At 73.2% G+C, this 11,863-nt stretch carries 10 protein-coding genes and 1 riboswitch; of the genes, 4 read left to right on the top strand and 6 right to left on the bottom strand.

Annotated features, from left to right (window positions below):
- Window positions 1-45: 45 nt before the first annotated feature.
- A complete protein-coding gene (locus tag I0C86_RS08920) occupies window positions 46-399 on the bottom strand; it encodes a winged helix-turn-helix domain-containing protein (RefSeq protein ID WP_196200746.1) in 354 nt (117 codons plus the stop codon).
- Window positions 392-1,165: a hypothetical protein gene (locus I0C86_RS08915; RefSeq protein WP_196200745.1), complete on the bottom strand. Its 774-nt coding sequence runs from the start codon at window positions 1,163-1,165 to the stop codon at window positions 392-394. Before I0C86_RS08915 ends, I0C86_RS08920 begins: the two co-directional genes overlap by 8 nt.
- 194 nt (window positions 1,166-1,359) lie before the next feature.
- Between I0C86_RS08915 and I0C86_RS08910 the strand changes: the two genes are divergently transcribed.
- Window positions 1,360-3,189: a glycerol-3-phosphate dehydrogenase/oxidase gene (locus I0C86_RS08910; RefSeq protein ID WP_323373544.1), complete on the top strand. Its 1,830-nt coding sequence runs from the start codon at window positions 1,360-1,362 to the stop codon at window positions 3,187-3,189.
- Between the two features lie 200 nt (window positions 3,190-3,389).
- On the opposite strand, the gene I0C86_RS08905 is transcribed toward I0C86_RS08910, so the two are convergent.
- Window positions 3,390-4,784 (bottom strand): FAD-binding oxidoreductase, encoded by a 1,395-nt coding sequence (locus I0C86_RS08905; RefSeq protein ID WP_196200743.1) that lies wholly within the window; start codon window positions 4,782-4,784, stop codon window positions 3,390-3,392.
- A 162-nt stretch (window positions 4,785-4,946) separates the two neighbouring features.
- Between I0C86_RS08905 and I0C86_RS08900 the strand changes: the two genes are divergently transcribed.
- The gene (locus tag I0C86_RS08900) at window positions 4,947-6,176 is read left to right on the top strand and encodes an FUSC family protein (protein WP_323373543.1); all 1,230 of its coding nucleotides are present in this window, start codon (window positions 4,947-4,949) and stop codon (window positions 6,174-6,176) included.
- An 80-nt stretch (window positions 6,177-6,256) separates the two neighbouring features.
- Here the strand turns inward: I0C86_RS08900 and I0C86_RS08895 are convergent, their stop codons facing one another.
- Window positions 6,257-7,534 carry an aminotransferase class V-fold PLP-dependent enzyme gene (locus I0C86_RS08895; RefSeq protein WP_407676283.1) on the bottom strand — a complete coding sequence of 426 codons (1,278 nt, stop codon included), beginning with the start codon at window positions 7,532-7,534 and terminating at the stop codon, window positions 6,257-6,259.
- 66 nt (window positions 7,535-7,600) lie between these two features.
- A riboswitch (SAM riboswitch) is annotated at window positions 7,601-7,720 on the bottom strand.
- Window positions 7,721-7,744: 24 nt separating this feature from the next.
- On the opposite strand from I0C86_RS08895, the gene I0C86_RS08890 reads away from it, so the two are divergent.
- Window positions 7,745-9,292, top strand: coding sequence for a PrsW family intramembrane metalloprotease (locus tag I0C86_RS08890; protein WP_196200740.1), 1,548 nt, complete (start codon window positions 7,745-7,747; stop codon window positions 9,290-9,292).
- A 61-nt stretch (window positions 9,293-9,353) separates the two neighbouring features.
- Here the strand turns inward: I0C86_RS08890 and I0C86_RS08885 are convergent, their stop codons facing one another.
- Window positions 9,354-9,692: a GroES family chaperonin gene (locus I0C86_RS08885; RefSeq protein WP_196200739.1), complete on the bottom strand. Its 339-nt coding sequence runs from the start codon at window positions 9,690-9,692 to the stop codon at window positions 9,354-9,356.
- 102 nt (window positions 9,693-9,794) lie between these two features.
- Between I0C86_RS08885 and I0C86_RS08880 the strand changes: the two genes are divergently transcribed.
- On the top strand, window positions 9,795-11,096 hold the full coding sequence (locus I0C86_RS08880) for an AI-2E family transporter (protein ID WP_323373545.1): 1,302 nt from the start codon (window positions 9,795-9,797) through the stop codon (window positions 11,094-11,096).
- A 57-nt stretch (window positions 11,097-11,153) separates the two neighbouring features.
- On the opposite strand, the gene I0C86_RS08875 is transcribed toward I0C86_RS08880, so the two are convergent.
- Window positions 11,154-11,863, bottom strand: a 710-nt coding sequence (locus I0C86_RS08875) for an ATP-dependent DNA helicase (RefSeq protein WP_196200737.1), incomplete at its 5' end; no start/stop codon positions are given.

The following is an 11,863-nucleotide window of genomic DNA, read 5'->3' as shown; positions in this document are numbered from 1 at the left end:
CGCCGGCCGGCGGGCCGTGGACCGTGGACCCACCGCTGGGCGGGGTCAGGTATCGGTCTCGGGTTCCTCCGCGGGAGCGTTGCGGAGCCGCTCCACCAGTTGCTCCAGCGCGGCGACCTCCGCGCGCAGGGCGGTCCGGCCCTGCCGGGTCAGCCGCAGCCAGGTGCAGGGACGGCGGCCCTCGTACCCCTTGATCACCTGTAACAGATCGGCCTGTTCCAGGATCCGCAGGTGCCGGTTGAGGTTGCCGTCGGTCAGCCCGAGTTCGTCCCGCAGCGTGCCGAACTTGCACTCCCGGGTCTCGCTCAGCACGGTGAGGATGCCCAGCCGGACCCGCTGGTGGACGGTGTCGTCGAGGGCCAGCGCCGGATGTGGTGGCCTCGGCCGGCGGTCAGGCATGGTGGAGCCGCCAGGCCCGCGCACCGCGTACCACGGCGAAGACGACGAGCGGCAGGGCCATCAGCCCGAGATAGTGGCCGGGCCGGAGCGCGAGCTGGCCACCGTATGAGCTCGTTCCGCCGTCCATGAGTCCGATGACCAGGGACGGGATGTGGCCGAGTGGCAGGGTGCCGCACAGCCAGACCGTGAGCAGGGTGATCCACAGCCCGGAGGCGGCCAGCCCCGGGCTGCGTTCGGCCCAGGCGAGCGCGAGGACGGCGGCGGCCACCGGCAGCAGCGGGGTGAGCAGCCCCTGCCACCACCACGTGGGGAGGTCTGCGGTCATGCCGTCGGACCCGAGCTTCGTCTTCGGCACGGCGGCGACGATCGCGAGCAGCAGCAGTACGCCGAGTCCGGTGGCGGCAAAGACCGGCCAGGCCACGCGAACGCCCAGTTGGCGTGCCCGCCGCGCGTACCAGGCTGCGGTGACGACGACCAGCAGCGGGATGGCGACGAACCAGAAGGCGTACGACAGCACCGGGTGACGCTGCTCGTCGGGCAGCCCGGCCCAGTAGGGGTGGTCGATGGTGAGCGAGTTGATCTGCGCGAAGGGGGCCCGGTAGAGGGCGCTGCTGGCGAGGAGCAGTAGGGCGACGAGGGCTGCGGGGAGCCACGCTCCACTGTGCGTCCGAGTCCGGGTACGGGTCCGCAGCCGGTCCAGCTCGGCCAGGGTCTCCTCGGGTCGTACGTCGTCGTCACTGGTCCATACGTCGTCGGTGGAACTCATCGTCGCCCCCTCAACTCTGTATCAGTACTTTACTCTGCATTGCAAAGCTTATGCGGCCCTGTCAAGATGCGATCTCCTGCCTGCCGAGAAATCGCCGGTCTCCCGCCGAGAAATGGCTCGTCTCGCGCCGGGCCCCGGGCGAAGCCGGAGCCTGCCGGCGGCACCGGAGCCACCGGTACGGTTACCGTGGACGGGTGCGTGACCCCAGTGTTTCCCGGAACACCGCCAGCCGGCTCTCGCCGTCCCGTCGCACCGCCGACCTGCGTCGGCTGCGCGGCGAACGGTTCGACGTGCTCGTCATCGGCGGTGGAGTGACCGGTGCCGGCGCCGCCCTCGACGCCGCCTCCCGGGGCCTCAAGGTGGCTCTCGTCGAGGCCCGCGACTACGCCTCCGGCACCTCCAGCCGATCCAGCAAGCTGATCCACGGCGGTCTGCGCTACCTGGAGCAGTTGGAGTTCGGCCTGGTCCACGAGGCATTGACCGAGCGTGGCCTGCTGGCCACCCGGCTCGCGCCCCACCTGGTCCGCCCGGTGCCGATCCTGGTCCCGCTGCCGCCCGGCGCCGGCCCCACCGCGCTACCCGGCCGGGCCTGGCGACGCTCCTACTACGGCGCCGGAGTGGCCGCGTACGACGCCTTCGCCGGGGTGTTCGGCGGCGGGCGGGGGATGCCACTGCACCGCCACCTCAGCCGGGAAGGCGCCCGCCGGATGTTCCCGAGCCTGCGCGCCGACGCGATCGCGGGCGCCATCCGCTACTACGACGGCCAGGTCGACGACGCCCGCCTGGTGGTCACCCTCGCCCGCACGGCGGCCAGCCTGGGCGCGGCGATGGTGACCAGCGCCCGGGTCGTCGGCCTGACCCGGCAGGCCCGCGAGGTCACCGGGGTACGGGTCCGGGACATGGAGGCACCCCCGGGCGCCCCCGACGCCGAGTTCGAGGTACGGGCCCGCACCGTCATCGCCGCCACCGGGGTGTGGAGCGACGACATGGCGGAGCTGCTCGGCGACGTCGGAGTACGCCGGGGACTGCGGGTACGCGCCTCCAAGGGCGTGCACGTGGTGGTGCCCCGTTCGGCGATCACCGGCGAGGCCGGGCTGATCCTGCGTACGCCCAGTTCGGTGCTGTTCGTGATCCCGTGGGGCGGGCACTGGATCATCGGCACCACCGACACCGACTGGCGGCTCGACCGGGCCCATCCGGCGGCCTCGGCCCGGGACATCGACTACCTGCTCGACCAGGTCAACACCGTACTGGACCGGCCGCTGAGCACCGACGACATCGAGGGCGTCTACGCCGGGCTGCGCCCACTGCTCTCCGGCGAGGCCGACTCGACCTCGAAGCTGTCCCGGGAACACGCGGTCTACGAGCCGATGCTCGGACTGCTGCTGGTGGCCGGCGGCAAGTACACCACCTACCGGGTGATGGCCGCCGACGTGGTCGACCGGGCGGCCCGCCGGCTCGGCGGCGTACGCCCGTCGCGTACCGGCGACCTGCCACTGCTCGGCGCGGACGGCTACGGCGCGCTGTGGCGGGACCGGGCGGACCTGGCCCGCCGGCACGGGATACAGGCCGGCGTGGTCGAACACCTGCTGGAGCGGTACGGCAACCTCACCACCTCCCTGCTCGGGATGGTCGACGCCGACCCGCTGCTCGGTTCGCCGCTGGCCGGGGCACCGGAATACCTCGCCGCCGAGGTGGCGTATGCGGCCCGGGCCGAGGGTGCGCTGCATCTCGACGACGTACTGACCCGGCGTACCCGGATCTCCTTCGAGACTCCGCACCGCGGCGTGGAATCGGCGGGACAGGCCGCCGAGATCATGGGCCGCGTGCTCGGGTGGGACGCCAGGGTACGGGCCCGCGAGGTCGAGCACTACCTGGCCCGGGTGGAGGCGGAACGGCAGTCTCAGCGGATGCCCGACGACGCCACCGCCGACGCGGCCCGGGTCGGTGCCCCGGACGTACGCGGCTTCGCGGCCGACCGGAGCGCCGACGCCGGAATGGGCGGCGTGGAACTTCCCGGCTGACCGGGAACGGGCCGGTCGGCGGCCCGGCGACCGGCGGCCGGGTGGCCCGGTGGCCCGGTGGCCGGGTGGCCCGGTGGCCCGGTGGTCCGGTGGTCCGGTGGCCCGGTGGCCCGGTGGCCCGGTGGTCCGGTCCGGTCCGGTCCGGTCCGGTCCGGTCCGGTCAGGTCCGGTCAGGTCAGGTCCGGTCAGGTCAGGTCAGGTCAGAGCACCTTGCCGGGGTTGAGCAGGCCGGTCGGGTCGAGTGCGTCCTTGATCGCCTGGTGCACCCGTACCCCCACCGGCCCGATCTCCCGGGCCAGCCAGTCCCGTTTCAACAGCCCGACGCCATGCTCCCCGGTGCAGGTGCCGCCGAGGGACAGGCCCAGCTCCATGATCGCGTCGAATGCCGACCGGCCCCGTTCGAGGCTGGCCGGGTCGGCCCGGTCGACCACGATGTTCGGGTGCATGTTGCCGTCCCCGGCGTGCCCGACCACGCCGATCGGGATGTCGTGCTCGTCGGCGATCCGGGCCACCCCGTCCAGCAGCGCGGCAAGCGCGTTCCGGGGTACGGCCACGTCGTCGATGATCAACCCGCCGTTCCCGCCCGGGTACGTCTCGGCGGCGAACCGTTCCATCGCCGGATGGGCCAGCCGACGGGCCTGGAGCAGCGCGGCGGCCTCCTCCGCGTCGGTGGCCGCGAAGACCTCGTCGGCACCGCTCGCCGTACACACCTCGGCGAGCTTCGCCAGGTCGGCGGCGGCCCGGGGGCCGGTGTCGGCGGCGGCCAGCAGCACCGCCCCGGCGTCGGTACGCAGTCCCATCGGCCGGTACGCCTCGATCGCGCCGAGGTGGGTCCGGTCCAGCAGCTCCAGCAGGCTCGGGCTGAGCCCCTGCGCGGAGATCCCGGCCACCGCCTGCCCGGCGGCGGTGGTGGACGGGAAGACCGCGACGAGTGTCAACGACTGCTCGGCGGCCGGACGCAACGACACGGTCACCTCGGTGATCACGCCCAGTGTTCCCTCCGAGCCGACGAAGAGCCGGGTCAGGTCGTACCCGGCGACCCCCTTCGCGGTACGCCGTCCGGTGCGCAGCACCTCGCCGCTGGCCAGCACCACCTCCAAGCCGATCACGTACTCGGTGGTGACGCCGTACTTCACGCAGCACATCCCGCCCGCGTTGGTCGCCACGTTGCCACCGATGGTGGACGACTCCCAGGAGCCGGGATCGGGGGGGTACCGCAGGCCGTGCCGGGCGACCTCGGCGGCGAGGGCGGCGTTGACCACGCCCGGCTGGACCACCGCGATCCGGTTGACCGGATCCACCTCCAGGATCCCGTTCATCGCCACGGTGGAGAGCAGCACGGCTCCGTCGACCGCGTTGGCGGCACCGGCCAGCCCGGTCCGGGCCCCCTGCGGTACCACCGGGGCACCGTGCGCGGCGGCGGCCCGGAGCACGGCGACGACCTGGGCGGTGTCGCGCGGCCGTACCACCACCGCGGGCATCCCGGCGGCGCAGAGGTCCGCCTCGTCGCGCTGGTGCCCGCGGAGCAGGTCGGGATCGGTCAGCACGGCAGATTCGCCGAGTACGGCCCGCAGGTCGTCGAGAAGATCCGGCATGCCCCGCAGGCTATCCGCCGATGTCACGCGTTAAGAAGGGGCCCTTTATATGCAGAAAGCGCTAAGAAGGGGCCCTTCCTTACCGGGGTTCGGGAGGTTCGGAAGAGGGTAGTCCCCGCCATGCGCTCCGTCCGTGAGACCGTGGCCAAAACGCCCTTGGACGTGGATCGGGAGCGTATCGCCAATCTGGCGAAGGAGGCGAAGAAGCGGTCCCGGGCCACCGTGCGGGACCGCTGGCACGCCGTGCAGTTCAATCTGGTGCTCGCGCTCCAGGCCTCGGTCGCGGCGGCGTTGGCCTGGGTCGGCTCGCACGAACTGCTGGGCAACCCGTCGCCGGTCTTCGCGCCGATCTCCGCGATCGGCACGCTCGCCTCGTCGGTCGGACAGCGGTTCCGCCGGACGATCGAGCTGATCCTCGGTGTCGCGGTGGGGATCGGTCTCGGTGACGCACTGGTCCTGGGCGCCGGCACGGGGCCGTGGCAGCTCGGCCTGATCGTCTTCCTGTCGATCGTGGTCACCATCTTCCTGGGCGGCGGCCCGGCGGTGGTGACCCAGGCGGCGGCGACCGCGGTGCTGATCGTGACCGTGACCCCGCAGTCGATGCAGAACATCGAGTCTCCCCGGGTCATCGACGCGCTGATCGGCGGCTTCGCCGGACTGGTGGTCATCGCGCTGGTACTGCCGCTCAACCCGCTCCGGGTGGTGGACCGGGCGGCCCGACCGGCGCTCGGCCGGCTCGTCGAGGAGTTGAGCGAGACCGCCGAGGCGCTCAAGGGCCGGAACGCCGGCCGGGCCCAGGCGGCCCTGGACCGGCTGCGCCAGGTGGAGGACCACATGCAGGGCTTCGTCGAGGCGCTGGAGGGTGGGCGGGAGACCTCGATCCTGGCCCCGGTGCGTTGGCACCGTCGGGGGGCGCTCACCCAGTACGTGGAGAGCGCCGAGTACATCGAGCATGCCGTACACAACAGCGGAACCCTGATCCGACGAGCGGTCACCGCTCTGGAGGACGACGAACCGGTGCCGGAGGAGATGGCGACGGCGGTGGCGCTGCTGGCCGAGTCGGTGCGACTGCTGCGCAAGGACCTCGGCCTCGGCGTACGGCCGGAGGCCGCCCGTGAGCAGGCGCTCCAGGCGATCGGTCAGGCCGGTCGGGCGTACGCCGAGGGGGTGGGGTTCTCCGGCAGTGTGGTGATCGCGCAGGTGCGCACCACGGGCAGTGACGTACTCCGGGCCACCGGGATCGAGCGGACCGAGGCGAACCGGCTGGTGCGGCGGGCGGCGGGCGGCCATGCCGGCGAAGCCAGCGACGAGGCGCTCAAGGATCACCGCGAGCGCGCCTCGGACGCACCGTCGGACGCACCGTCCTCGGAGGCCCGGTCCGCACGGAAGTAGCCCGAGCGGCCGGGCGCCCGCCCCGGGCTCCGGGAGCCGCGACGGCGGAACCGGGGCGCGGCCGACGGCGGACCGGGAAGTCAGCGCGGAGTGGCCAGGGCGGACAGCAGGCGGTCCACCTGCTGGGTCGTGCTGCCCAGCCCGATGCTCGCGCGCAGCGCGGTCGGCGGCAGGTCGGCCCGACCGCTCCGGACGGCCGCCTCGGCGAGCAGCCGTCGGGCCAGCGGGTGGGCGCAGAAGAGGCCGTCGCGCAGGCCGATCTGCCAACGCCCGGCCAGCTCGGCGGCGACCTGCGCCGAGTCCCGGCCGGCGACCACGAACGAGACGATGCCGACCCGGGGCGAGTCCGGGCCGAAGGTACGCAGTTCGACCACGTCCGGGGCGGCGGCGATACCGGCGCGCAGGTGGGCGAGCAGGGCCTGCTCCCGGGCGTGCAGCGCGGCGCGGTCCACGCTGGTCAGCGCCTCGCAGACGGCGGCCAGCGCCACCGCGCCGAGCAGGTTCGGGGTGCCCGCCTCGTGCCGACCGGGCCCGTCCGCCCAGCCGACGTCGTGGGTGGCCGCCCCGACCGTGCGGGTGGCCCCGCCACCGACGAGGTACGGCGGCGCGGCGTCCAGCCAGTCCGCCCGCCCGGCCAGTACGCCGACCCCGAACGGCGCGTACAACTTGTGTCCGGAAACGGCCACGTAATCGACCCCGAGGGCGGTGATGTCCACCTCGGCGTGCGGGGCGAGCTGGGCGGCGTCCAGCGCGAACCGTGCACCGTGCCGGTGGGCGGCGCGGGCCAGGTCGGCGACCGGCCAGCATTCCCCGGTGACGTTGCTGGCCCCGGTCACCGCCACCAGGATCGGTGCGCTGCCGTCGGTGCCCCGGCGCAGTTCGCGCAGTGCGGCGTCGACGGCTCGTACCGCCGCGTCGGCCGAGCCGGGCACCGGCAGCCGGACGGTGTCGACGGGCCACGGCAGCAGGTTGGCGTGGTGCTCCGAGGCGAAGGTCACCACCTTGCCGCCGCTGGGCAGGGCCCGGGCCAGCAGGTTGAGCGCGTCGGTGGTGTTCCGGGTGAAGATGACGTGGTCGTCGGGGCGTACCCCGAGGAAGTCGCCGACGCGTTGCCGGGCCCGCTCGTAGGCCAGGGTGCAGCGCCGGGACAACGCCCCGGCGCCCCGGTGGACGCTGCCGTACCAGGGCAGCAGTTCGGCCACCGCGTCCGCGGCGGCCCGCGCGCAGGGCGCGGTGGCGGCGTAGTCGAGGTTCACCTGTCCGGGTACGCCGAGCACGTCCAGCGGTCCGCGACCGGCCGGGGCCGGATCGACAGGTACGGGTGCGGCGACCCGCCGCGCGGGAAGGGTACGGGACACGGGTGCGACGATGGTGCTCACCGGGTTACCTCCGGGGTCCAGGGACCCCGGGGCGGGTGGAGACGGGGTCCGCGCTTGCCCGGTGCGGCATGCACCGAGCCCGGTCATCACCCGGGGCACCCCACCGCGAACTCGACGAGGGTTGCCGGCCAGCAAGCCGGGGCTTGGACGCTGGCACTCGTGACCTGCGGACGAGCATAGCCGGACCGGATGTGGTCGGGCCAGCCCGTCCGGGGTGACTACGCTGACCACATGGCCGACACCCCGCCCGGTACGGCGGCACCCCAGTCGCCGGCACCGACTCCACCGTGGTCGCCGCCCACGCTGTCCCCGGCGCCCCAGCCGCCGCCCGGTCTTCCGGCGGTGAAGATCGCGGGTCAGCGGCAGGGGTTGAGCGCGCAGCGCCTGGCGGTGATGATCGGCGCGATCCTGCTGATCGCCGTCTGCGCGGTGTTGATGCTTGTCGAACTCGGTGAGCCGGCCGGGGTCACGCCGCTGGTGATCGGGCTGGTCGCGGCGGTCCTGCCGGTGCCGGTCCTGGTCGCCTGCTTCCTCTGGCTCGACCGGTACGAGCCGGAGCCGATCAAGTACCTGCTCTTCTGTTTCGGCTGGGGCGCGGCGGTGTCGACCTACTCCGCCCTCCAGGTCAACACGTTCGCGGGCGACGTGGGCCTGCCGGTTCCGCTCGTCGGGGTGCTGGTGGCGCCGTTCATCGAGGAGTTGACCAAGGCCCTCGGGCCGGTCCTGCTGCTGCTCTACCGGCGCCGGCAGTGGTCCGGCATCACCGACGGCATCGTCTACTGTGGCCTGTCGGCGGTCGGGTTCGCCATGGTCGAGAACATCCTCTACCTCGGCCTGCACGGCTACGCCGACGGCGCCGACCAGTACGGCCCGGCCACCGGCGCGCAGAACGTCTTCGGGATCTTCATCATGCGGGTCCTGATCACCGGCTTCGCCCACCCGCTGTTCACCTCGATGACCGGCGTCGGGCTCGGAATCGCGGCCCGCACCGCCGACATCCGGATCCGGATCCTCACCCCGATCGCCGGCCTGCTGCTGGCGATGATCCTGCACGGCACCTGGAACCTGACGGCCACCCTCGTCCAGGAGACCGGGGAGACGTTGATCCTGCTCTACGGATACATCAGCCTGATGGTGCCGATCTTCCTCGGTATGGTCGGGCTGGCGATCTGGCTGCGAAGTTGGGAGGGCCGGATCACCGAACGTCGACTGCCCGGCTACGTACGGGCGGGCTGGCTCACCCCGCCCGAGCTGGCGGCGCTGACCAACATCGGCCGCCGGCACGCGGCTCGCCGCTGGGCCCGCCGGGTCGCCGGCGACGAGGGCTTCAAGGCGATGCGGCGGTTCCAGTTCGCCGCCACCCGGCTGGCACTGCTGCGCGACGGGCTGACCCGTGGCCTGGACGCCAAGCCGGTACAGCGGGCGCGGGCCCTGGCCGAGGAACGGGAACTGCTCGGCGCGATGAACGACGCCCGGCAGGCCTTCGTCGGGCGCGATCCGCAGGCGCCGGCCGGGGTGTGGGACGGAAGCTACTACCACCTGACCTTCCCCGACGGGAGCCTCCGGACCCTGGAGGCGCCGCACGAGCCGGTGGTGCCGATCCCGGTGGTGCTCGCGCCACCCCGTCCGCAGGTACCGGCCGGTGTCGGCTACGGCCCGCCCGGCTCGTACTGTGCGGCGCCCACCTTCGGGGCACCTCCGGGAGCGTCCTGGCCCGGTCCGCAGCAGCACCGCTGAGGTGGGCCGCCGGAGGGTGTCGCTTCCCTGGAGGCGTCGCTCTGCTAGAGGTGTCGCTCCGCTAGAGGTAGAGGCCGGTGGAGTCGGTCTCCACCCGTTGCGCGGCAACCGCGTGCACGTCACGCTCCCGGAGCAGGACGTACTCCCGGCCGTGCAGTTCGACCTCGGACCGGTCGTCCGGGTCGAAGAGCACCCGGTCGCCGGAGACGATGGATCGGACGTTCGGACCGACGCCCACCGCGGTCGCCCAGGCCAGTCGCCGCCCCATCGAAGCGGTCGCCGGGATGACGATGCCGGCGGTCGAGCGCCGCTCCCCCTCGCTGCCCTCGGTACGGACCAGCACCCGGTCGTGTAGCAGTCGGATGGGCAGGCCGTTGTCGTTGTCTGCGTCGGCGGTCACGACCGGAACGGTACCGCGCCTGGTCGGCGGGCCGGCTGCTGGCACCAGCCGGCGTAGCGTCCCGAGCCGACCGTTGCCGACCCGGCTACGGTAGGAGGGCCGATTCCTCAGTGGGAGGTGCGCTTGAGCCGCTTCGAGCAGTTGCGGGCGAGGATCCGTCGGGCCTACGAGGCCGGGCGGCCCCGGTCCGGTTCGACCGGCAACCCGGAAGAGGGCCAGGGGGCCGGTCCGGTGGACTCCCCGTCGCTCACGCATCCGCTGGCGCCGGTCGACGCCGACTCCTCGGCGGACGTCCACCCCTCGACGGCGAGCCGGGACGACGCGGACGTACCGCACGGGCTGCGCATCGCGGCGGCCTGGTCCTGGCGGCTGATAGTGATCGGTGTCGTCGGCTGGACGCTGATCCGGGTGGTCGGCACGATCCGGATCGTCATCATTCCGCTGATCATCGCGCTGCTGCTCTCCGCGCTGCTGGCCCCGGCGGTCGGGCTGCTGCTCCGGGCCCGGTTCCCCCGCTCGCTGGCCACCGCGGTGGTGCTGGTGACCGGGCTGGCGGCCGTGGTCGGCACCCTGACCCTGGTGGTCAACGAGTTCATCCGGGGCGTACCGGACCTGAGCCGCAACGCCACCGACGGCATCCGGCAGATCCAGGAATGGCTCAAGACCGGTCCGCTGCACATGTCGGACAACCAGCTCAACTCGTACATCGAGCAGGGCGAGCAGTGGATCAACGAGAACACCCAGGCCCTGACCAGCGGGGCGGTCTCCACCGCGACAACCGTCTTCGAGGTGCTCACCGGCGCCCTGCTGGTGCTCTTCGCCACCTTCTTCTTCCTGCGCGACGGCGGGAAGATCTGGCGCTTCATCGTCCGGCTGCTGCCGGTGGCCGCCCGCTGGCGGGTCGACGACGCGGGCAGGGCCTCCTGGGCGACCCTGGTCGCGTACGTCCGGGCGACGGTGCTGGTCGCGTTCATCGACGCGGTCGGGATCGGCATCTTCCTGGTCATCTTCGACGTTCCGTTCGCGTTCCCGCTCGCCGCGCTGGTCTTCCTCGGCGCGTTCATCCCGATCGTCGGCGCGACCCTCTCCGGTGCGGTGGCGATCCTGGTCGCCCTGGTCGACAGCGGCTGGGTCACCGCGTTGATCATCCTCGGCGTGGTGGTCGGTGTGCAGCAGATCGAGGGGCACATCCTGCAACCGCTGATCATGGGGCGCGCGGTGGCCATCCATCCGCTCGCGGTGATCATCGCGATCGCTGCCGGTGTCGTCCTCGCCGGCATCGTCGGCGCCCTGGTCTCGGTGCCGCTGATCGCGGTGCTCAACACGGCGGTCCGCCGGCTGGCCCGCCGCCGGCCGCCCGAGGTGCCGCCGCACGCCGTGGTGGTCGCCAGCCAGGCACCGTGACCGGAAGTACCAGCCAGGCACCCTGACCGTGAGCCCCGGCCGTTCGGCGGCCGGGGCTCAGGTCCGGGCCAGTCGCTCCAGGGCACCCCGGGCGATGTCGGGTCGGGTCGTGTACCAGAACGGCGGCAGCGACCTGCGCAGGAAGGCGCCGTACCCCCGGGCGGTCTCCAGCCGGGAGTCGAGGACCGCGACCACGCCCTTGTCGCCGGTCGACCGGATCAGCCGGCCTACCCCCTGAGCCAGCCGTACGGCCGCGATCGGCACGCTCACCGAGGCGAACCCCGAGCCGCCGGCCGAGTCCACCGCCGCCGCCCGGGCCGCCGCCAACGGCTCGTCCGGGCGCGGGAACGGCAGCCGGTCGATCACCACGAGTTGGCACGAGTCGCCCGGCACGTCCACGCCCTGCCAGAGCGACATGACGCCGAACAGGCAGCTCGCCCGCTCCTGACGGAACCGGCGGACCAGCAGCGGCAGCGCCTCCTCGCCCTGGAGCAGCACGGGCAGGTCGGTCCGGGCCCGCAGCAGCTCGGCGGCCTGGAGCGCGGCCCGCCGGGACGAGAACAGCCCGAGGGTACGACCGCCGAGCGCGCCGACCAGCCCGAGCAGTTCCTCGCCCGCGGCGGCCGGCAGACCCGAGGCGGCAGGGCGGGGCAGATGCGCGGCGACGTACAGGATGCCCTGGCGGGAATAGTCGAACGGCGAGCCGACATCGAGCGAGCGCCACCCGCCGGCCGGCTCGGCCGTGCCGCCCCGGGCCGGTCCCGTGG

This window comes from Plantactinospora alkalitolerans (assembly GCF_015690345.1).
Taxonomy (GTDB): Bacteria; Actinomycetota; Actinomycetes; order Mycobacteriales; family Micromonosporaceae; genus Plantactinospora; species Plantactinospora alkalitolerans.
The sequence above is the reverse complement of the archived record's forward strand: the minus strand, read 5'-3'. Positions and strand labels throughout refer to the sequence as shown.

Bases quoted from the DNA above. Each gene is read 5' to 3' on its own strand.
- I0C86_RS08890 (WP_196200740.1), top strand. From the start codon at position 7,745: ATGTGGTCGGGCCAGCCCGTCCGGGGTGACTACGCTGACCACATGGCC.
- I0C86_RS08920 (WP_196200746.1), bottom strand. From the start codon at position 399: ATGCCTGACCGCCGGCCGAGGCCACCACATCCGGCGCTGGCCCTCGAC.
- I0C86_RS08915 (WP_196200745.1), bottom strand. From the start codon at position 1,165: ATGAGTTCCACCGACGACGTATGGACCAGTGACGACGACGTACGACCC.
- I0C86_RS08905 (WP_196200743.1), bottom strand. From the start codon at position 4,784: ATGCCGGATCTTCTCGACGACCTGCGGGCCGTACTCGGCGAATCTGCC.